The organism is Phytohabitans houttuyneae, assembly GCF_011764425.1.
GTDB classification, from domain to species: domain Bacteria; phylum Actinomycetota; class Actinomycetes; order Mycobacteriales; family Micromonosporaceae; genus Phytohabitans; species Phytohabitans houttuyneae.
Genome location: NZ_BLPF01000002.1, coordinates 1,096,957 through 1,116,899, shown reverse-complemented (window position 1 = coordinate 1,116,899; position 19,943 = coordinate 1,096,957). Strand labels below are relative to the sequence as shown.

Annotated in this window: 18 protein-coding genes and 1 pseudogene; 15 read left to right on the top strand and 4 right to left on the bottom strand. The window is 71.6% G+C overall.

All coding sequences use genetic code 11. From position 1 onward, the window contains the following. The first annotated feature begins 3 nt into the window (after positions 1–3). From ppdK to Phou_RS28515, 3 genes are all read left to right on the top strand, one after another. The gene (ppdK, locus tag Phou_RS28525; protein WP_173061290.1) at positions 4–2,682 is read left to right on the top strand and encodes a pyruvate, phosphate dikinase; all 2,679 of its coding nucleotides are present in this window, start codon (positions 4–6) and stop codon (positions 2,680–2,682) included. A gap of 10 nt (positions 2,683–2,692) precedes the next feature. Further along, complete coding sequence (locus Phou_RS28520; RefSeq protein ID WP_173061287.1) at positions 2,693–3,088, top strand: hypothetical protein; 396 nt, start codon at positions 2,693–2,695, stop codon at positions 3,086–3,088. A gap of 96 nt (positions 3,089–3,184) precedes the next feature. Further along, positions 3,185–3,664, top strand: a complete 480-nt coding sequence (locus Phou_RS28515) for a nitroreductase/quinone reductase family protein (protein ID WP_246273918.1) — start codon at positions 3,185–3,187, stop codon at positions 3,662–3,664. A 181-nt stretch (positions 3,665–3,845) separates the two neighbouring features. On the opposite strand, the gene Phou_RS28510 is transcribed toward Phou_RS28515, so the two are convergent. After that, complete coding sequence (locus Phou_RS28510) at positions 3,846–4,526, bottom strand: CBS domain-containing protein (RefSeq protein ID WP_173061284.1); 681 nt, start codon at positions 4,524–4,526, stop codon at positions 3,846–3,848. Positions 4,527–4,723: 197 nt separating this feature from the next. Here Phou_RS28510 and Phou_RS28505 point away from each other — a divergent pair, with 197 nt between their 5' ends. From Phou_RS28505 to pflA, 6 genes are all read left to right on the top strand, one after another. Beyond that, positions 4,724–5,038, top strand: coding sequence for a hypothetical protein (locus Phou_RS28505; protein WP_173061281.1), 315 nt, complete (start codon positions 4,724–4,726; stop codon positions 5,036–5,038). Between the two features lie 96 nt (positions 5,039–5,134). Next, positions 5,135–7,786, top strand: a complete 2,652-nt coding sequence (locus Phou_RS28500) for a bifunctional acetate--CoA ligase family protein/GNAT family N-acetyltransferase (RefSeq protein WP_246273917.1) — start codon at positions 5,135–5,137, stop codon at positions 7,784–7,786. An 11-nt stretch (positions 7,787–7,797) separates the two neighbouring features. Next, positions 7,798–8,643: a universal stress protein gene (locus Phou_RS28495; RefSeq protein WP_173061278.1), complete on the top strand. Its 846-nt coding sequence runs from the start codon at positions 7,798–7,800 to the stop codon at positions 8,641–8,643. 100 nt (positions 8,644–8,743) lie between these two features. Further along, the gene (locus Phou_RS28490; RefSeq protein WP_173061275.1) at positions 8,744–9,211 is read left to right on the top strand and encodes a universal stress protein; all 468 of its coding nucleotides are present in this window, start codon (positions 8,744–8,746) and stop codon (positions 9,209–9,211) included. A 28-nt stretch (positions 9,212–9,239) separates the two neighbouring features. Further along, entirely contained in the window at positions 9,240–11,474 is a 2,235-nt protein-coding gene (pflB, locus tag Phou_RS28485) for a formate C-acetyltransferase (RefSeq protein WP_218579237.1), read from the top strand. Beyond that, positions 11,471–12,220: a pyruvate formate-lyase-activating protein gene (gene pflA, locus Phou_RS28480; RefSeq protein ID WP_173061269.1), complete on the top strand. Its 750-nt coding sequence runs from the start codon at positions 11,471–11,473 to the stop codon at positions 12,218–12,220. The genes pflB and pflA overlap by 4 nt, the downstream gene beginning before the upstream one ends. Here pflA and Phou_RS28475 read toward each other — a convergent pair. From Phou_RS28475 to Phou_RS28465, 3 genes are all read right to left on the bottom strand, one after another. After that, positions 12,167–12,634 carry a pyridoxamine 5'-phosphate oxidase family protein gene (locus Phou_RS28475; protein ID WP_218579236.1) on the bottom strand — a complete coding sequence of 156 codons (468 nt, stop codon included), beginning with the start codon at positions 12,632–12,634 and terminating at the stop codon, positions 12,167–12,169. The genes pflA and Phou_RS28475 overlap by 54 nt on opposite strands. 128 nt (positions 12,635–12,762) lie before the next feature. Continuing rightward, positions 12,763–13,773, bottom strand: a complete 1,011-nt coding sequence (gap, locus tag Phou_RS28470; protein WP_173061263.1) for a type I glyceraldehyde-3-phosphate dehydrogenase — start codon at positions 13,771–13,773, stop codon at positions 12,763–12,765. A gap of 20 nt (positions 13,774–13,793) precedes the next feature. Then, positions 13,794–14,069: a DUF1876 domain-containing protein gene (locus Phou_RS28465; RefSeq protein ID WP_173061260.1), complete on the bottom strand. Its 276-nt coding sequence runs from the start codon at positions 14,067–14,069 to the stop codon at positions 13,794–13,796. Between the two features lie 639 nt (positions 14,070–14,708). On the opposite strand from Phou_RS28465, the gene Phou_RS28460 reads away from it, so the two are divergent. From Phou_RS28460 to Phou_RS28435, 6 genes and pseudogenes are all read left to right on the top strand, one after another. Beyond that, on the top strand, positions 14,709–15,776 hold the full coding sequence (locus tag Phou_RS28460) for a hypothetical protein (RefSeq protein ID WP_173061257.1): 1,068 nt from the start codon (positions 14,709–14,711) through the stop codon (positions 15,774–15,776). 222 nt (positions 15,777–15,998) lie between these two features. Beyond that, positions 15,999–16,655: an SRPBCC family protein gene (locus Phou_RS28455; RefSeq protein ID WP_173061254.1), complete on the top strand. Its 657-nt coding sequence runs from the start codon at positions 15,999–16,001 to the stop codon at positions 16,653–16,655. Positions 16,656–16,814: 159 nt separating this feature from the next. Further along, a complete protein-coding gene (locus Phou_RS28450; RefSeq protein ID WP_173061251.1) occupies positions 16,815–17,171 on the top strand; it encodes a VOC family protein in 357 nt (118 codons plus the stop codon). 79 nt (positions 17,172–17,250) lie between these two features. Further along, positions 17,251–18,315: a baeRF2 domain-containing protein gene (locus Phou_RS28445; protein WP_173061248.1), complete on the top strand. Its 1,065-nt coding sequence runs from the start codon at positions 17,251–17,253 to the stop codon at positions 18,313–18,315. 282 nt (positions 18,316–18,597) lie between these two features. Then, positions 18,598–18,849 (top strand): annotated as a pseudogene (locus Phou_RS55060) (DUF1918 domain-containing protein); the annotation flags it as partial. A gap of 49 nt (positions 18,850–18,898) precedes the next feature. After that, positions 18,899–19,909 (top strand): Acg family FMN-binding oxidoreductase, encoded by a 1,011-nt coding sequence (locus tag Phou_RS28435; RefSeq protein ID WP_173061244.1) that lies wholly within the window; start codon positions 18,899–18,901, stop codon positions 19,907–19,909. The last annotated feature ends 34 nt before the right edge of the window (positions 19,910–19,943 follow it).

The window sequence follows — 19,943 nt, the reverse complement described above, 5'->3', positions numbered from 1 at the left end:
GTGATGGCCAAGTATGTGTTCGACTTCGTGGAGGGTGGCAAGGACCTCAAGGACCTGCTGGGCGGCAAGGGCGCGAACCTGGCCGAGATGACCCGCTTGGGGTTGCCGGTGCCGCCGGGGTTCACGATCAGCACCGAGGCGTGCCGCGCGTACCTGGCCGCCGGCACCGTGCCGGCGGGGCTCTTCGACCAGGTGAACGCGCACCTTCGGCTTGTCGAGGACCGGCTGGGCAAGACATTGGGCGACCCGGCCGACCCGCTGCTGCTGTCCGTGCGCTCGGGCGGGAAGTTTTCCATGCCCGGGATGATGGACACGGTCCTGGACATCGGGCTGACCGACGTGAGCGTGCACGGGCTGGCCGCGCAGAGCGGCGATCCGCGGTTCGCTTGGGACTCGTACCGGCGACTGATCGGCATGTTCGGCAAGACGGTGTGCGGGGTGCCTGGCGAAGCGTTCGAACGCGAGCTCGCCGCCCACCGCTCGCACGCCGGCGTGGCCACCGACGCCGAGCTGGGTGAGGCGGACCTGCACCACCTCGTGGAGGTGTACAAGAAGGTCTTCGCCGACCACACCGGGCGCGACTTCCCGCAGGCGCCCCACGAGCAGCTGTACCTGGCGATCGAGGCGGTGTTCGCGTCGTGGAACACCGAACGCGCGGTGCTGTACCGCCGGCAGGAGCGGATCCCGCAAGACCTCGGCACGGCCGTCAACGTGATGGCCATGGTCTTCGGCAACCTCGGTTCCGACTCGGGCACCGGTGTGGCGTTCACCCGCGACCCGGCCACCGGCGTACGCGGCGTCTACGGCGACTACCTGTCCAACGCTCAGGGCGAGGACGTGGTCGCCGGCATCCGCAACACCGTGCCACTGCAGCGGCTGGAGCGCATCGACCCGCGCTCGTACCACCAGCTGCTGTCCATCATGGACAAGCTGGAGCACCACTACCGGGACCTGTGCGACATCGAGTTCACGATCGAACGCGGCACGCTGTGGATGCTGCAGACCCGGGTGGGCAAGCGCACCCCGGCGGCGGCGTTCACGATCGCCGCGCAGCTGGTCGACGAGGGTGTCATCGACATGGACGAGGCGCTGCGCCGCGTTTCCGGCGCCCAGCTGGCCCACCTCATGTTCCCGAGCTTCGACCGCGCGGCCGCGCCCGCACCGCTCGCCGTCGGCGTCCCGGCCTCGCCGGGAGCCGCGAGCGGCCGGGTGGTGTTCGACGCGGGCCGGGCGGTGCAGCGGGCGGCGGCCGGCGAGAAGGTCATCCTCGTGCGCCGAGAGACCAACCCGGACGACCTGCCTGGCATGATCGCCGCACAGGGCATCCTCACCTCTCGCGGCGGGAAGACCTCACACGCCGCCGTGGTGGCACGCGGCATGGGCAAGACCTGCGTGTGCGGCGCGGACGCGCTCGCCGTGGACACCGACGGTGGACAGTTCACTGTGGATGGCACGGTCGTGGTCGAAGGGGACGTGGTGTCCATCGACGGCGCCACCGGCGAGGTGTTCCTCGGCGAGGTGCCGGTACACCCCTCCCCCGTCGCCCGCTACTTCGAGGGCGAGGTGCCATCCGGGCAGGACGGCCTGCTGGACGCGGTACACCGGCTGATGTTGCACGCCGACCGGACGCGGCGGCTGGAGGTGCGCGCGAACGCCGACACCGGTGCTGACGCGGCCCGGGCCCGGCGGTTCGGGGCCGAGGGGGTCGGCCTGTGCCGCACCGAGCACATGTTCCTCGGCGCCCGCCGCGCCCTCGTCGAGCGGCTGATCCTCGCCGAGACGGACCAGGAGCGGCAGGACGCACTGGCGGCACTGCTGCCGCTGCAGCGCGGCGACTTCGTGGAGATCTTCGAGGCGATGGACGGGCTGCCGGTCACGGTGCGGCTGCTGGACCCGCCGCTGCACGAGTTCCTGCCACCCCTGGAAGAGCTGACCGCGCGGGTGGCCCGGGCCGAGGCACTCGGCCAGGACCCCGGGCGGGACGGCGCACTGCTGGTTGCCGTGCGGCGGATGCACGAGCAGAACCCCATGCTCGGGCTGCGCGGCGTGCGGCTCGGCCTGGTGGTGCCCGGCCTGTTTGCCATGCAGGTGCGGGCGATCGCGGAGGCGGCCGCCGACTGCACCGCGCGCGGGCTGTCGCCGCGGCCGGAGATCATGGTGCCGCTGGTCGCGGCCGTGCAGGAGCTGGAGGCCGTGCGGGCCGAGGCCGAACGCATCCTCGACGAGGTCGGCGGCCTGCCACACGTCCGGATCGGCACGATGATCGAGGTACCGCGGGCGGCCGTGACGGCCGGCGAGATCGCCGGTGCCGCGGAGTTCTTCTCCTTCGGCACCAACGACCTGACCCAGCTCGGCTGGGGCTTCTCCCGCGACGACGTGGAGGGCACCTTCTTCCCCCGCTACCTCGGGATGGGCATCTTCGGCGTCTCCCCGTTCGAGTCAATCGACGAGCCCGGCGTGGGCCGCCTGGTGCGGATCGCCGCGGACGAGGGCTGGGCCGCCCGCCCGGACCTGAAGATCGGCGTCTGCGGCGAGCACGGCGGCGACCCCGACTCCATCCACTTCTTCCACACCGTCGGCCTGGACTACGTGTCCTGCTCGCCCTTCCGGGTCCCGATCGCCCGCCTGGAGGCCGGCCGCGCCGCGGTCGCCACCGCGGCGGCCGGATCCGACAGCCGTTAGGAGGCAAGCGATGCTCGACACCATCGTCCGCCCGGACCAGGGCCCGCAGACCGATCCGGTGGGACCGCCGGTCACCCTGCCCGGCCCCGAGCCAACGATTCTGGTACCGGTGCTGCGCGGCGGCGCCGTCCCGCGGCCGATCGGCGCATACGTGGTCGGTCGCGGCACGGTCCACTATCGACCGGCGTTCGACGTCCGCGAGATTCTGGCCGCCGCCACGGTGGTCGCCGCCGTCACGGCGGTCGCGGTCAGCCGCCGCGGCCGGCCCGCCGTCGGATCCGTCCACATGGGACCCGGAGGCTGGGTGAGCATCAAGGGCGTGCCCGCACCGGCCCTCAGACCAAGCGGCCGCCCCTGGTGGGCTCGCCTGCTGCGCGCACGGCGCCTGGTCGTCGAACGAGCCTGACCGATCGGCTACTCGCCTGCCGTCGCTCACCGGGCGAGTACGCCACAAGGCGCGCGGGCCGGCCCTGACCGGCCCGCGCGCGAAGGGAGGCCCGCAATGCGTGGAGTGCCGTGGTGGCAGCGCGCACAGCGTTGGATGTACGCCACCGGAAGGCCGAACCGTCTGGCACGGGTGCTCAACCGGATCTCGGCGGCCCAGTTCGCCGCCGGCGTGCTCGCCCCGCCGAACTGGGTCACGCTGGAGGTGACCGGCCGTCACACCGGCCGGCCGGTGTCGCTCCCCCTTGTCGTCGCGGACCACGAGGGCCGGCGGTACCTGGTGTCTATGCTCGGACCGCGGGCAGGCTGGGTGCGCAACGTGCGTGCGGCCGGCGGCCGTGCGGTCCTTCGCCGGCGCGGTCGCGAGGTGGTCCAGCTGACGGAGGTGCCGGTCGCCGACCGCGCGCCGATCCTGCGCCGCTACCTCAAGCTCGCACCGGGTGCCCGCCCCCACATCGGCGTGCGGCCGGATGCACCGATGGAGGAGTTCGAGCGGGCCGCGGCGGCGACACCGGTATTTCTTGTCACGCGCGGCTAGCGCATCGATGACAACACGGTTGCGAGTGGTGGCCGGGCGAGGAGTCGAACCTCGCATGTAGGCGCGGGGAAAGTCCCTCGGTCCGCCCCACCCTGTTCGGGTAGTTGCCGCATGTCTACCGGCCCTGCGTCGGGGTGCCGGGCCGAGCGCCGGCACCCCGAGTCCTTGCCTGATCGAGCGGTCAGGCGCCGCCGACGATCGCGAGTGCGTTGTCGTCGAACAGGTACGTCAGCCGGTCCTGCACCGCGACCACGCCCGCGACGGCCTCGGTCAGGCGCACCGCGGTGATGGCGGCGCTGTGCCGGTCCAGCTCGCCGACCAGCGTCACCACGCCATCGTGGACCTCCACCCGGACGGTGCCGTCCCGCAGGGCGAGCACCCGGTGCAGCACGCCCTCCACGACGTCGCGGCGGATGTCGCGGTCCGGGCGCAGGTGCACCTTCAGCAGGTCGCTGCGGGTGACGATGCCGACGAGGCGGCCGAGGTCGTTGATGACCGGCAGTCGCTTGACATGCTCGGTATCCATGCGACGGGCCGCGGCGGGGATGAGGGTGTGCGGCATGACCGTTACCGCGGGCACGGTCATCAAGTCACGGGCGACCACGGCGGTCGCCTTGGTCCGGCGGGCGCGCCGGCGCCGGCCCTCGAACACCCGGCGGGCGTCCGGATGCCCCTCGGTTTCGATCTTGTGCAGCAGGTCGGCCTCCGACACCACGCCGAGCACGCGGTCGAAGTCATCGACCACGGGAACGGCGCTGATCTGCCGGGTGGCCAGCAGGTCGACGATCTCGCGGTAGGGCGCCTGCTCGTTCACCGTGACCACGTCCGTCGTCATGACGTCGGCCACCGTCCACAGCTTCATCGTCCGCCTCGCTTTCTGGCCGTCGTTTCATCTCTCGTCTTGACCGTAGAGCCCGCCGCCACCTCCGCGTCAGTGCCGAGGTGCCGCGGCTGGGGGGACCAAGGACCGGCTCGGGCGGGACTGCCGGCCCTGGGCGCCGGAACGGCACCGGACCATGGTGGTCGCACGAACGATCTTCGCTACTGGGAGGGATCGCGATGACTCGGATGGTCGCGCCACCGCAGCCTCAGGTGTACGTGCAGGACTCAATCCGCGCCGGCCTGGTGCAGTACGCCAGTCGCAAGGTGACCGCCGCGCTGGAGCACGCGCCGCGGCCCGTGCTGTTCGTCCGGCTCAACCTGAGCCGCGCCTCAAGTCGTGGCTTGCGCCGGCCGTACTCCGTCGCGGTGCACGCCGACGTGTCCGGTGTGGACATTCACGTTTCGGCGGTCGCGGACACGTTCACCGAGGCGGTCGACCTGGCACAGCGGCGCCTGTCCGCACGGCTGAGCCGCGCGGACCGCTGGCGGTGACCGCGGGCCGATGGTCCCGAGCCGGGTGGGCGGATCGCCTCTGTCCGGGTCGGTGCCTCAGGGAGTGTGCTGAGAAGCGGACGAGAGGAGCAGGTCGTGTCCAGGTTCGTGGTGCAGGACTGCGACGCCTTGACCGCGGACGGCGGAATCGTGCGGATCCGGCCCGCAGGCGACACGGACGCCGCGGCGCTGGGCCGGCTGTTCGCCGAGGCGTCGCCCGAGAGCCTGCGGTTGCGCTTCTTCGCCGCTCCCGGCCAATCCGTGATCGACACTGAGGTGCACCGGCTGGTTCGCGCGCCGGGCGCGAACCACGCCGCGGCGGTGGCCGTGGCCTCCGGCGAGGTGGTCGGCGTCGCCTCCTACGAGCGGTCCCCCAAGACGCCCGCTCGGGCCGAGTTCGCGGTCTTTGTCGCCGAGCCGCACCGCGGACGCGGCATCGGCACGCTGCTGCTGGAACACCTGGCGGCCCAGGCCCGCGACAATGGCATCGCCACTCTCACCGGCGAGGTGCTGCCCGGCAACTTCCGCATGCTCAAGGTCGCCCGCGACCTCACCAGCGGCACCGCCGCGCACCTGGCAGACGGCGTTGTGGACCTCAACGTCGGCACCGCCGTCGATGATGCGACCCTGTTGGCGGTCGAAGCCCGGGACCGGGTCGCCGAGCGTGAGTGCATGCGGCCCATGCTCGCTCCGCGGTCGGTCGCGGTCGTCGGCGCTGGCCGGCGGCCGGGTGGGATCGGTCACGAGACGCTGCGCGCGATCGTCGAGGGCGGGTTCAACGGGCCCGTGTACGCGGTGAACCCGCGAGCGGAGACGGTCGCCGGCGCGCCGTCCTACCCGTCGCTGTCGCAACTGCCGGAACCGGTGGATCTGGTCGTCGTGGCCGTTCCCGGTCCAGCGGTACGGGACGTGCTTACGCAGGCGGCGCAGACCGGGGTCCGGGCGGCGGTCATCTTGAGCTCCGGCTTCGGCGAGGCCGGGCAGGACGGGCAGCACATGCAGGCCGACCTGGTACGGCTGGCTCGCGGGCACGGCATGCGGCTGGTGGGGCCGAACTGCCTCGGCATCGTCAACACCGCGAGTGATGTGCGGCTCAACGCGAGCTTCGCGCCCACAGCCGCACCGGCCGGCGGCCTGGCCATTGCCTCCCAGTCCGGGGCGGTGGGGATCGCCCTGCTGGCCCAGGCGGCCCGGACCGGCTGCGGCATCTCGACGTTCGTCTCGCTGGGCAACAAGGCCGACGTCAGCGGCAACGACCTGCTCGCCTACTGGTACGACGACCCGGCGACCCGCGCGGTCGCTCTCTACCTGGAGTCGTTCGGCAATCCACGCAAGTTCGCCCGCCTGGTTCGCGCGCTGGGGCGACGCAAGCCCGTACTCGCCGTCAAGAGCGGCCGGTCCGCGGCGGGCCGCCGAGCCGGCGCTTCGCACACTGCCGCCGCCGCGGCGCCGGACGTGGCCGTGGACGCCCTCTTCGCCCAGGCCGGAGTGATCCGAGTGGACACCCTAGGCGAGCTGCTGGACACGGCGCGCCTGCTGACCGAGCAGCCGCTGCCGGCCGGCGACCGGCTTGCGATCATCGGCAACGCCGGCGGCGTGAACGTGCTGGCGGCCGACGCCGCCGAGGCGGTCGGCCTACGGGTACCGGCGGTGCCGGCGGCGGACAACCCGCTCGATCTCGGCGCGGGCGCCAGCCCGGAGGCGTTCGCCGCCGCCGTCGACGCGCTCGCGGCCGGCGGCGAGATCGACGCGGTACTGCTCGTGGTAGCGGCCACGAAGGCGAACGACGTGGACGCGGTACTGCACCGGGTGACACCGGTCCTGGACCGGCACGAACACCTGACCGCGGCCGCCGTGCTGATCGGCGCGACAGACCCCCCAGCAGCGCTCGGCAGCCGCCGTACCCCCGTCTATGACCTCCCTGAGCAGGCCGTACGGGCGCTCGGCAACGCCGCCCGGTACGGCGACTGGCGGCGGACGCCACTCGGGGACCGGCCGGTACTGCACAATCTCGACCGCACTGGCGCGCGGACGCTGGTCGAGGCGGCTCTCGCCGACGGTGGGGGCTGGCAGCCGTACCCCCGGATCGCCGCCCTGCTGGGCATGTACGGCATCCCGGTGCTCGCCTCGGAACAGGTCTGCGGCGAGCGGGAGGCGGCCGCGGCGGCCGCGGCGGCGGGCTACCCGGTCGTGCTGAAGGCCGCTGACCCGGATCTGGTTCACAAGAGCGACATCGGCGCTGTCCACATCGGACTGGCGGATGCGGACGCGGTACGGACCGCGTATCGGGCCATCGGCGCCGCACTCGGCCGCACCGACCCACCCGTGCTCGTCCAGGCGATGGCACACGGGCAGGCCGAACTCGTGGCGGGCGTGGTGCACGACCCGCTGTTCGGCTCGCTGGTCATGCTCGGCCTCGGCGGCGTGCACACCGACCTGCTCGGCGACCGGGTGTTCCGGCTCGTGCCGATGACCAGCCAGGATGCCGGGCAGATGTGGCGCTCGCTGCGCGCCGCCCGGCTACTCACCGGCTACCGCGGCGCGCCACCGGTCGACACCGCGGCGGTCGAAGACCTTGTGTTGCGGCTCGGCCGGCTCGCCGAGGACATCCCCGAGATCGCCGAGCTGGACCTGAATCCCGTCCTGGTCGGCGCCGACGGCGCTGTCGCGGTCGACGCGAAGCTGCGGTTGGCGCGTGTCGACGCGGAGCCCGACCCGATGCTGCGCCGCCTGCGCCAGCCCGCGTGAGGAGGAAGATCATGGTGACCGGACCGATCGTCGTTGGCTTCGACGGCACTGAAGACGCCGTTGCCGCCGCTGTCTGGGCGGTGGACGAGGCGGCCAGCCACGGCGCGCCGGTACGCCTGCTCTACGCGTGCCAGCCGGGGATGGCCTGTCCGTGCGCGCCGTGGCCCGCAGCTGCCGCCAGGGCGCAGGCCGAGTCGGTGGTGGACGCCGGCGTCAGTGCCGCACGGGCCGCACGCCCCGGGGTCACCGTCACCGGTGCTGTGCTGGCCGGGCCGCCGCACGTCATCCTGACCATGCAGTCCCACCATGCTTCCCTCGTCGTGGTGGGCAGCCGTGGCCCGGATCGGTTCACTGGTCCGGTGCTCGGCTCGGTCGGCCTGGCCCTGGCCGCCCACGCCCATTGCCCCGTCACGGTCGTGCGCGAGCCGGAGCATCCGAGCGCCGGCGCTGGCCACGTGCTGGTCGGCCTCGACGGCTCTGCGATGTCGTTGCGCGCGCTCGCGTTCGGCTTCGACTACGCCGACCGGCGTGGGCTCGCCGTGCATACGATCCAGGCCTGGTCTGCGCCGCGCCACCACGACCGCGACGCCGTGCCCGACCGCGCGCACGGACACCTGGCCGCGACGGTTGCCGCCTGGAAGGACAAGTTCCCGCGGGTATCCACAACGTGGGAGATGGCTCGCGGCCCGGCCGCCGAGGTGCTGGTGGAGGCAAGCCGCCGCGCCCAGCTGGCGGTGGTAGGTCCGCGCGGCGCCGGCGAGTACAGCCGTCTGCCACTGGGCACCGTCGGCCAGCATCTGCTGCGCCACGGCCACTGCCCGGTGGTGGTGGTCCGCGAGCCGGGCGACTGCAACTGACGACCGTGATGGGCATGGTCCCGATCATCATGGGACTTGTGGCCCTGCCCGACCGGACCTGCAAGGCGAAAGCTGAAGGTAGCCGGACAGGGAGGGTCAGATGGCACAGCAACGGATCGTCGTGGGACTCGACGCGTCAGCGGCCGCCCGCGACGCGTTGTGGTGGGCGGTGCGGGAAGCGGCGCGCATCGGCGCCAGCGTCCTGGTCGTGACGGCCTGGCCAGACCGCGATCGGGCGGCAGCCCGCGACCGGGACGCGCTGTTCGAGGCGCGGCTGGATCTGCACCGCATGCAGCGCGACCGCATAGCCGAGGCCGCGGCCGGCCTGTCCCCGCGCCCACCGATCGTCCGCGAGCTGGTGCTCGCCGAACCTGTCACCGCGCTCAGCCATGCGGCCACCATCGCCGACGTCGTGGTGATCGGCAGCGACACCGCGAACGGCCTGCGCCGTAAAAGCCTTCCCGCCACGCTCGCCCGGCAGTTGACCCATCATCGCCACCCGGCCGTCCTGGTCGTCGCCACCGCACGGGCAACGGAGCCCGCCCCCGTTCTCACCCCTGCGGCCTGACGCCGCCACCCGACCGATGGAGGAAGTCATGACGAGGCTCGACGCCTGGCGCGGATTCGTGGGCGACGGCTGGCGGCAGCGGATAGACGTGGCCGCGTTCATCCGGCACAACTACACCCCGTACGAGGGGGACGCCGGATTTCTGAGCGGGCCGACCGCGCGCACGGCCGCGCTGTGGGACGGGCTGGGGCCGCTGTTCGCGCAGGAGCGCCGCCAGGGCGTGTACGACGTCGACGCCGCCACGCCGTCGACCATCACCTCGCACAGGCCCGGCTACATCGACCGGGACAAGGAGCTGATCGTCGGGCTGCAGACCGACGCCCCGCTGCGCCGCGCCATCATGCCCAACGGCGGGATCCGCATGGTCGAGAGCGGGCTGGCGGCCTACGGCTACAGCCTCGACCCGCGGGTGAAGCAGACGTTCACCGCGCACCGCAAGACGCACAACGAAGGCGTGTTCGACGCCTACTCCGACGCCGTGCGCAAGGCCCGCCGCTCGCACATCATCACCGGCCTGCCCGACGCCTACGGCCGCGGCCGCATCATCGGCGACTACCGGCGCGTGGCCCTGTACGGCGTGGACCAGCTGATCGCGGGCCGGCTGGCCGACAAGGCCCGCCTCGACGCGTTCGCCTCCTCCCCCACCGTCATCCGGGACCGGGAGGAGCTGGCCGAGCAGGTGCGGGCCCTGGACGAACTCAAGCAGATGGCCGCCGCATACGGGTACGACATCTCCGGCCCGGCTACCACGGGACGCGAGGCGGTCCAGTGGCTGTACTTCGCCTACCTGGCCGCCACCAAGGAGCAGAACGGCGCGGCGATGTCGCTCGGCCGCACCGCCACCTTCCTGGACATCTACCTGCAGCGGGACATCGCCGAAGGGCGCCTGACCGAACAGCGGGCCCAGGAACTGGTCGACGACCTCGTCATCAAGCTGCGGATCATCCGCTTCCTGCGCACGCCCGAGTACGACCAGCTCTTCTCCGGCGACCCGACGTGGGTCACCGAATCGCTGGGCGGCATGGCCCGCGACGGCCGCACCCTGGTCACCCGCACGTCGTTCCGGTTCCTGCAGACGCTGTACAACCTGGGCCCGGCCCCGGAGCCGAACCTGACCGTGCTGTGGTCGCCGGCCCTGCCCGAGGGGTTCAAGCGGTTCTGCGCCCAGGTGTCGCTGGACACCAGCGCGGTGCAGTACGAGAATGACGAGCTGCTGCGCCCCGCGTACGGCGCCGACACGGCGATCGCCTGCTGCGTGTCCGCCATGCGCGTGGGCAAGGACATGCAGTTCTTCGGCGCCCGCGCCAACCTCGCCAAGGCGCTGCTGTACGCCATCAACGGCGGCCGCGACGAGATCACCGGCCAGCAGATCGCGCCGGCGACCGCACCGGTCGGCGGCGAGGTCCTCGACTACGACGAGGTCGTGGCCGCGTTCGAACGGACCCTGGACTGGCTGGTGGCCACGTACGTCGACGCGCTCAACGTCATCCACTACATGCACGACAAGTACGCCTACGAACGCCTGGAGATGGCGCTGCACGACTATCCCGTCCACCGCTTCCTGGCCACCGGCATCGCCGGGCTGTCCGTCGCGGTCGACAGCCTGGCGGCGATCAAGTACGCCAAGGTGAAGGTGCTGCGCGACGAGACCGGACTGGCCGTCGACTACGGTGTCGAGGGCGACTTTCCGTGCTACGGCAACCACGACGACCGCGCCGACAAGATCGCGGTGTGGCTTGTCGAGGCGTTCATGGACCGGTTGCGCCGCCAGCCGACCTACCGCAGCGCCGAAGCGACGCTGTCGGTGCTCACCATCACCTCCAACGTGGTGTACGGCAAGAACACCGGCAACACACCGGACGGGCGCCGCGCCGGTGAGCCGTTCGCGCCCGGCGCCAACCCCGGCAACGGCCGCGACCGGCACGGCCTGGTCGCCTCGGCCCTGTCCGTGGCAAAGCTGCCCTACGACAGCGCGCGCGACGGGATCTCGCTCACCAGCACCATCACCCCCGGCGGCCTCGGCCGCAGCCGCCACGAGCAGATCACCAACCTGGTCGGCGTACTCGACGGCTACACCGACGCCGGCGGCTACCACATGAACGTCAACGTGCTCGACCGGTCCACCCTCGAAGACGCCATGGCCCACCCCGAGCGGTACCCGCAACTGACAATCCGGGTCTCCGGCTACGCGGTCAACTTCGTCCGCCTGACCCCGGAACAGCAGCGGGACGTCGTCTCCCGGACATTCCACGGATCGCTGTGAGCACCCCCCTCCGCACAGCGATCGCCGGGGCGGTCCACTCCTGGGACATCTCCACGGGAGTGGACGGCCCTGGCACGCGGTTCGTCGCGTTTCTGGGTGGCTGCCCGCTGCGCTGCCTGTACTGCCAGAACCCGGACACCTGGCGGATGCGGCCCGGTCAGCGCACCGAACTCGACACACTGTGGACGATCGTGTCCGGCTACACCCGCTTCATCCAGGTCGCCGGCGGCGGCCTCACGGTCAGCGGCGGCGAACCGCTGCTGCAGCCACAGTTTGCCGAGGCGCTGCTGCACCGGGCCCGGGAGGCCGGCCTGCACACGGCGCTTGACACCTCCGGCTTCCTCGGCGACCGGGCCAGCGACGCGCTGCTGGACGCGACGAGCCTGGTCCTGCTGGACATCAAGTCCGGCGACCCCGACACGTACCGCCGGGTCACCGGCGGCGACCTCGCACCCACGCTGCGGTTCGCCCGCCGCCTCGCCCACCGGGGCGTGCCGATGTGGATCCGCTTCGTGCTCGTCCCCGGCCTGACCGACGATCCATCCAACGTGGACGCCGCCGCCCGGCACGCGGCATCCCTGTCCACGGTGGAGCGGGTTGAGGTGCTGCCGTTTCACCGCCTCGGCGCGGCCAAGTACGAGGCGCTGGGCGTGCGGTTTCCGCTCGCCGGCACGCCCGCACCGGATCCTGCGCTACTGGAGCGGGTGCGCGGGCAGTTCCGCGACCGCGGCCTGCTCGTCTACTGAGGACACAGCAGCCCGGATGCGGTAGCCGGTGACCATGCGCGCCTCGATACGGATCACGCAGTCCGTGGCGATGTCCACCCACGGCCGCAGCAGCCCCTGGTAGCGGGCCACCTCGCGGGAGTCTGCGACCAGGTGCGCGACGCCGGTGACGACGACGCTCCAGCCGAGCTGGTCGACCACGTCGATGTCGTCTGCCTCGTAGGCGACCACCACCCCACGCCCGGAACCGACCGCGGTGGCCAGGCTCCCGCCAAGATGGCTACGGATGATCACCGTATCGCCGTCCAGGACATGGTTGACGGGACGGATCGCCGGCAGCGCCTTTTCGGTGTACACGACCCGGCCGAGCGAGACGCTCCCGAGCAGCCGCAGGCAATCCGCGACATCGATCTGCTCCAGTACGCGCCGCGACACGCCACCGATCCTCGGATAGGTCTGAGCTATCGGACAGGGTCGAAGGTCCCGAACCGGACGTGCCATCGGGCCTACGGCGGCTCTGGGACGGGTCGGGCTCGGCGCGACGGCCGAGCCCGATCCTCCCGTCAGCCCTTCCCGGCGATGAGGGTGGTGAGGTCGATCAGACGGTTGGTGTAGCCCCACTCGTTGTCGTACCAGCCGAAGACCTTGACCAGGCTCCCCTCCGACTGGGTCAGCCCAGCGTCGAAGACGCACGATGCCGGATCGCCGACGATGTCGCGGGAGACCAGCGGCCGGTCGGCGTAGCGCAGCACACCGGTGAGCGCTCCGTTCGCGGCCGCTGCGAAGGCTTCGTTGATCTCCGCGACGGTGGCCGGCAGCGCGAGCTCCGCGGTCAGGTCGACGATCGAGCCGTCCTCGACCGGGACCCGCAGCGCGACACCGTCCAACCGGCCGGCCACCGTGGGCAGCACAAGGCCGATCGCCTTGGCCGCACCGGTGCTGGTCGGGATGATGTTCACCGCGGCGGAACGGGCTCTGCGCAGGTCCTTGTGCGGGGTGTCCAGCACCGCCTGGTCGTTGGTGTAGGCGTGGACGGTCGTCAGGTAGCCGCGGGACACGCCGAACGCGTCCTGCAGCACCTTGACCATGGGTGCGGCGCAGTTGGTCGTGCACGAGGCCGCGGAGATCACCTGCTGCCGCGGGTGATACTCGTCGTCGTTGACACCGAGCACGATGGTGGCGTCCACGTTCTTGCCGGGCGCGGAGATCAGCACCCGGCCCGCGCCGGCCTTGAGGTGGCCGCCCGCCGCGTCGCGGGTACGCAGCTTGCCGGTCGCCTCGATCACGAGATCGACACCAACCTGCGCCCACGGAAGCCGCTCCGGCTCGCGTTCACTGAACGTCGCGATCCGGCGGCCGTCCACGACAATCGTGGTCTCCTCCACACTCACCTCGGCGTCGAGCGGGCCGAACGTCGAGTCGTACGCCAGCAGGTGCGCCAAAGTGGCCGGTTCCCACAGGTCGTTGACCGCGACGACCTCGTACCCTTCGTCCAGCAGGTTTCGGTCCAGCAGCCCACGCAGGTAGTTGCGGCCGATCCGGCCGAACCCGTTGATCGCGATCCGGTAGTTCATCTTTCTTCGCCTCCGGTCTTTCAGTTGGGCAGGTGCGCGCCCTTCCGCGTGATCTGCTCGATGTCGCCGGCCGCCGCTTCCAGCAGGCGGTGACCGAGGTCGGACAGCGCCCGGGAGACCGCCAGCTCATCACCGATCTCGGGTATTTCCCGATCCACCGGATTGCGCCGCGCCTCGCCGGTGCCGACCAAGCCGATCCGATCCGGCGTGTGCAGGCGCGCCTCGGCGCGCGTGTGCCGCTCGTCGTCGTGCTCGTCGATGAAGATGTCGACGGTCCATCGCTTCGCGCGTGTCATCGTGATCACCTCACAGCTACAGCCTGCCGGTCGCCGCGGCGGCGCTCCCAGGGGCGAAGGTCCCGCCGACACGTTGCACAGGACCCTGCCGGCCGGCGGCCACGCGGAGCAGCGTGAGGGTGTGACGCCCGCCGGAAAGGGGCGGCTCCGCCGGCACCGGAATGCCAGGCCGTGGTTCCGAAAACCACAAGACCCACCGTCGCCAAGACGGAAATCCGGTGTCGGCGGCCAGCGCAGAGGCCGGCGGGCGTCGCCGACCGGTACGCCACCTTCAGAGGAGGGCGGGCGATGGGCTGTCTGGCCCGGCGCCACGGGCCTTCCGGCCGTGTGTCCAGCCGCCGGCGGCTATCCACTCTGGAATGTAGGAGCGTGCGCGGGATGACGCGCTCTCCCCTTCCTGCCTGCAGCGCGCCCCCTCCGTCCGCGTTCCATCGCGCGATGAGGGAGATGAGGGAGATGAGTACCCCGGACGTAGTCGATCGGGGCAGGGCGCCCGTCCCGCCCGCTTGGGACGAGGCAGACACCCTTCCGCTCGGTCCGCCGCCGGCTGGAGGTCCGCCGGAGACCGGCGGCGGCCACCCAGGAGACAGCGGTGGTGGGCACGGACATCGCCGGCGGCTGTGGCTGACAGTGGCCGCCGTGGCAGCCGTGGTGCTGCTCGTGCCGCTGCTGGCTTACGCGATCGCGCGTACCGGCGGCGAAGACGACCAGCCGGCGGCTCCCCGCCCGACCCAACCGGCACCCACCGAGCCGGCAGTACCATCGCCGACAACGGCGCCCACCGAGCCGCCAGCGGCGGTCCCAGACGGGCGCATCCCGATGAGCGTGCTGCGGAACGCCACGGTATTCATTCCAGCCTGGCCGTCCGACGCGTTCGTCATTGGACCGTCGGGCTGGGTGCGTTTCACCAATGGTCAGAACACGCCCGCGAACGGCGATCCCCTGCACCTCACCGAGGCCGCCTACGGCGACGTTGACCATGACGGGGCACAGGAGACGGTCGTCAGTGTCTTCGCCGGCTACGAGGGGGGCAGCTGGCAGCTGTTGGCCCTTGACCGGGACGCGAACGGCAAGATCATGACAATCGGCCGCGTCGTCGCCACGACCGGTCAGATCAAGAGGATCGGCGACTTCTCGGTTACCCAGGCCGGGTACGTGCGGGTGCGGGTGGCGGACTTCCTGGTGTGCTGTGGCGAGGACGGAACGTTACCGCAGTGGCAGACTCGCTCGTACGCTTGGCGGTCCGGCAAGTTCGTCCTCGTGGCGGGTCCGTCGACCTTCCCGCCGAACCCGCGGGTGACCGACCTCGCGGTGTCCGCCGCGGCGCTGGTGCTGGGTCCTGCCGTCGACGGCGTGCGGCACGGCACTCTGCGGGTGACAGTCACCGTGCGGAAGGTGGTCCGGCCGGACCACGTGGCCTTGATGTTCCAGATGCCCGCCGACCTCATCCGCGAGGGCGACGGGTGGACCGGCGAACGCGTCGAACCGCAGGGTGGCGGGATCGTCTGGGTGCACCTGGACAACATGTACGCACCGGCGGTGGGCGCGTCTCGGACGTACGCCTTCAACCTCGGCCGCACCGGCACCGCGAGTCAGGAGGGCTCGCTGGCCGTGACGGTGGCCGGACGAACGGACGCGAACAAGGCAATGGCCGATGTGCATGCAGACGACAACGCCGTCACGGTCGCGATCCGGACGACAGCCTGACGAAAGCGTTGCGGCGGGTCGAGGTCGGCCGGTTGGTCCCCCACGCCCGGGACCTACGGCACATGCCAACTCGGAGCCGGAGCAGCACGCTTGAAGGTGTGGGCGGTGGAGCCTGCGGTTTGCCGCCCATGCTGACCGCGATCGGCGTGCCGAATGACCCGAAGGGGTCGAAACCCGGTACCGGGTCCGTAGCTGCGGCCGGTCGCGGACGGAGGAGGACCGATGAATAGACGAGTGAGCTGGACGCTTGCCGCGGCTGGGCTGGGTGCCGCGCTGGCCTCCACCTATCCGCTGCTGCTGCGTGACCGCTGCCTGCACTGGGGTGCCACACCCGACGAGGTCATACGGGAAATCCCGGGTGACGACCTCGTCATACAGCCCGATGTGCTGTCCACCCGCGCGGTGACCATCGACGCACCGCCCGAAGCGATCTGGCCGTGGCTCGTGCAGATGGGCAGCCGCCGCGGCGGCGCCTACACCTACGACTGGATCGAAAACCTCTTCGGGCTCGACATGCACAGTGCCGACGAGATCCTGCCCGAGTTTCAGGACCTCAAGGCCGGCGACGTGCTCCCGATCGGCGCGGACGGACCGAGCATGACCGTGGAGATCTTCGAACCGGAGCGGGTACTGTGCCTGCGCGCCGACAACGCCGCATGGGTGTGGACGTTCGCGCTCTACCCGGTGGACGGCGGCACTCGGCTGATCTCGCGCAACGTGATCGCGACGCCGTACGCGTCGGCCGTGCGGCGGCTCTACAACATGTTCGTCCTGGAACCGGGCAGCCTCCTCATGGAGCGCAAGATGTTGCTGGGTATCAAGGAGCGCGCCGAGCGGACCGCCCGCGGCCGGCAAGGAATGGTCGCGTCCCAGGGATAGCCGGGTCGCACGCCCCATCCGCCAGGACAGGGCTGAAGTCCTGGCGGATGAGGTCCTCCGGCCCGTTCGCGACCGGCAGCGGGCGCGCTACCGTCCCCACATACCGCCCCCAGCGGGACACCGCTTCGCCCCGCGCGAGTGCGGATGGAGGTACCAGCCATGACACATCCGGTGGTGCACTGGGAAATCGGTGGCCGGGACGCAAAACGCCTGCAGGCGTTCTACGCGGACCTGTTCGGTTGGAAGGTCGACGAGCAGGACCCCGAGTATGGCCTGGTGGAGACCGGCGACGGAGTCGGTGGCGGCATCATGCGGACGCCGGCGCAGATGCCACCGTACGTGACCATCTACGTGCAGGTCGACGACCTGGACGCCGCCCTGCGCCGGGTCGGCGAGCTGGGTGGCCGTCAGGTCAAAGGGCCAACCCCGATCACGAACGTCGGTGCTTTCGCCCTGTTCCAGGACCCGGAAGGCAACCTGATCGGGCTGCTGACGCCGGGCTTCATCAATGCCTGAGGCACCTCTTGCACGAGGGGGGACGATGTCGACGACGAAACGCACGGACCTCGACGCGATACGAGACCTCGTCCAACCGATGACGGCGACCGCATCGCTGTACTTGGGCCTTGAGCCGTCCGAACCGACCGGCGACACGAGCGAGGATCTCTATCTGCGCTGGCGCGCGATGGCCGCGCGGCTGCGCGCCGAGGGCGCTGACGAGCGCACACTGGCGGCCATTGGGCAGCACCTCGCGGACCTACGGGTGTACCCCACCGAGGTGGCGGTCTTCGCGGCCGCTGGCGAGCTCCGGATGGCACGATCTTTGCCGGGCGGAGCTCGCTATGATCTGGCCTCGTTCGGGGCGCCTGCCCGCGTCGGACCGCTGCTGGCCTGGCTGCGAGGCCGACCGCCACACGTGATCGTGGCAATCGACCGTACCGGTGCCGACCTCGTGTCCGCGCCGCGCGGGGCGCTCACCGGAGCCGAGCGCAGTGTCCTCGGCCCGGACGACGAGATCGAGCGGAACGCGCCCGGCGGCTGGTCTCAGCCGCGGTACCAGCGTCGTGCCGAGGATTCCTGGCAGCACAACGCGGCTGCGGTCGCCACGGCGGTCGTGGAGGAGCTGCACCGGGTGCGCGGCGACCTGGTCCTCGTCGCCGGCGATGTGCGCGCGACGCAGTTGTTGCGTGACCGGCTCGCACGCATGGAGCACGGCGTCGATGTCCGCCGGATGCCCGGCGGACGAGGCGCCGACGGGTCGGCGGCCAACCGCCCGGCGGCCGTGGCGCAGCTTCTCGACGCGTACGTGGCTGAACGGACCGCAGCGGCGTTGGCCCAGCTGAACGAGGCCGCCGGCCCGGACGGCCGCGCGGTGCAGGGCCTGTGCCCGACGCTGGCGGCCTTGGCGGCCGGACAGGTGGAGACGCTCCTCGTGGCCGACGACCCTGCTGACACGCGCCCGGCATGGTTCGGCGATCACCTCTGGGCGGCGCCCAGCCCGGGCGATCGGACAGCACTGGGACACGCTTGCCGCCGCGGGCGGATGGTGGATGTCGCTGTCCGCGCCGGCCTGCTGACCGGCGCCGACGTCTGGATTCTCACCGCCGCCGAGGCGGCGGGCCTGCCGGACGGCATCGGCGGGCTGCGCCGCTATCACTGAGGAGCCCGGTCCGGCTGGTACCCGGCGGCTGCGGCTCTTCCTTTGCTTGGCCTGACCGCGCCCAACCACGTGCCGGTCGGCCCCGGCTGCTGAACTCATGAGCGGTACTGTGCTGGTCCTCGAGGACGACCTCGAGATCCGCGAGCTGCTGCGCCGTTGCCTGGAGCTGCGCACGGCGGCACTGTCGCGGTCGAGTCGACGCCGGTTGCGGCGCGGTGTTCACGATCGGGCTCCCGCTCGCCGCGAGGGAGCGGCCACGCGGAGCCGAAGGTCCCGAATCGCATGGCAGGAAGCCCCTGGAGCGGCGGCACCGCCTGCCGGCAGGGTCAGGGCAGAGGCTCCCACCGGGGGCGATGTTCATCGGAGGGCACCATGAAGGCCAACGTCGGCGACCGCCTCGTTCTGCAGGGCACGCACGTCGGTGACCCGAATCGGGTCGGTGTCGTCACCGCGGTGCGCAACAACGCCGGTGACCCGCCCTATGTCGTCAGGTGGCTGGACAGCGGCATCGAGTCACTGGTCTTCCCGGGCGCCGACGCGCGCGTGGAGCCGGCGCGATCGACCGCGGGAGGGGTGAAGGGCGATGATCGGCGGCAACTGGACGGCCGATGCGGACGGCGTGCCGTCGGGCGCCTTGCGTGCGTGCCTCGAGGACGCCGTCGCCGCGCCGTCGGTGCACAACACCCAGCCGTGGCGGTTCCGGGTGTGCGGCGGCACGATCGAGGTTTTCGCCGATCGCGGCCGCCGACTCGACGTGCTCGACCCGAACGGTCGTGAGCTGTACATCAGCCTGGGCGCGGCGGTGTTCAACCTGCGGGCGGCGATGCTGGCGCGTGGCCGCGTGCCGGTGCTGCGCCTGCTGCCGGAGCCGTCCGAGCCTGACCTGGTCGCGCGGGTCACCGTCGGACCGGCGACCCGGCCGCCGGCCACCGCGATCATGCTGGCCGACGCGATCCCCCGCCGGCACACCAACCGGCAGCCGTTCACCGACATCCCGGTGCCCGAAGAGGCGCTGACCGACCTGACCGTCGCCGCCGACACCGAACGCGCCCGGCTGGTCATCACCGACCCGGCGGCCCGCGACGCGGTCCTCGATGTGGTGCGGATTGCCGAGCAACGGCGCCGTCACGACCCGGCGTACTGGCGTGAGCTGAGCGAATGGACCCGTCCGGGAGTGGAGCGCCGCGACGGCGTGCCACCGGAGGCGTTCGGCCCCTGGGACGCGTTGGAGGTCGTGCCGATCCGAGACTTCAGCGTGGTTCGCCCGGCGCGCCGCCGCAAGCCCGTTCCGTTCGAGCGGGCACCGACGATCGCCGTCCTCTACACCCGCGGCGACACACCGGACGAATGGCTGCGTGGTGGCCAGGCGCTGCAGCGGGTACTGCTGACCGCGACCGTGCGCGGCCTGGCCTCGACGATCATGACCCAACCGGTGGAGGTGCCTCACCTGCGGGCGCTTTTGCAGGACGCCTCTGACGGCTACGCCGCCCAAGCGGTGCTGCGGTTCGGCTACGGGCCGTTCAGCGCGGCCTCTGCCCGGCGTCCGCTCGAGGAGGTGCTGGTCACCGCCGGCGGGACCAAGGTCCCGGATTGACCGGGACGCCGGCCCTGCCCCCGCGGCGGCGCCG

What these genes read in the sequence shown, in the direction of transcription:
- Phou_RS28495 (WP_173061278.1), top strand. Translation starts at nt 7,798, where the DNA reads ATGGTGACCGGACCGATCGTCGTTGGCTTCGACGGCACTGAAGACGCC.
- Phou_RS28510 (WP_173061284.1), bottom strand. Translation starts at nt 4,526, where the DNA reads ATGAAGCTGTGGACGGTGGCCGACGTCATGACGACGGACGTGGTCACG.
- pflB (WP_218579237.1), top strand. Translation starts at nt 9,240, where the DNA reads ATGACGAGGCTCGACGCCTGGCGCGGATTCGTGGGCGACGGCTGGCGG.
- ppdK (WP_173061290.1), top strand. Translation starts at nt 4, where the DNA reads ATGGCCAAGTATGTGTTCGACTTCGTGGAGGGTGGCAAGGACCTCAAG.
- Phou_RS28445 (WP_173061248.1), top strand. Translation starts at nt 17,251, where the DNA reads ATGACGGCGACCGCATCGCTGTACTTGGGCCTTGAGCCGTCCGAACCG.
- Phou_RS28465 (WP_173061260.1), bottom strand. Translation starts at nt 14,069, where the DNA reads ATGACACGCGCGAAGCGATGGACCGTCGACATCTTCATCGACGAGCAC.
- Phou_RS28515 (WP_246273918.1), top strand. Translation starts at nt 3,185, where the DNA reads ATGCGTGGAGTGCCGTGGTGGCAGCGCGCACAGCGTTGGATGTACGCC.
- Phou_RS28450 (WP_173061251.1), top strand. Translation starts at nt 16,815, where the DNA reads ATGACACATCCGGTGGTGCACTGGGAAATCGGTGGCCGGGACGCAAAA.
- Phou_RS28435 (WP_173061244.1), top strand. Translation starts at nt 18,899, where the DNA reads ATGATCGGCGGCAACTGGACGGCCGATGCGGACGGCGTGCCGTCGGGC.
- Phou_RS28490 (WP_173061275.1), top strand. Translation starts at nt 8,744, where the DNA reads ATGGCACAGCAACGGATCGTCGTGGGACTCGACGCGTCAGCGGCCGCC.
- Phou_RS28505 (WP_173061281.1), top strand. Translation starts at nt 4,724, where the DNA reads ATGACTCGGATGGTCGCGCCACCGCAGCCTCAGGTGTACGTGCAGGAC.
- Phou_RS28520 (WP_173061287.1), top strand. Translation starts at nt 2,693, where the DNA reads ATGCTCGACACCATCGTCCGCCCGGACCAGGGCCCGCAGACCGATCCG.
- gap (WP_173061263.1), bottom strand. Translation starts at nt 13,773, where the DNA reads ATGAACTACCGGATCGCGATCAACGGGTTCGGCCGGATCGGCCGCAAC.
- Phou_RS28455 (WP_173061254.1), top strand. Translation starts at nt 15,999, where the DNA reads ATGAATAGACGAGTGAGCTGGACGCTTGCCGCGGCTGGGCTGGGTGCC.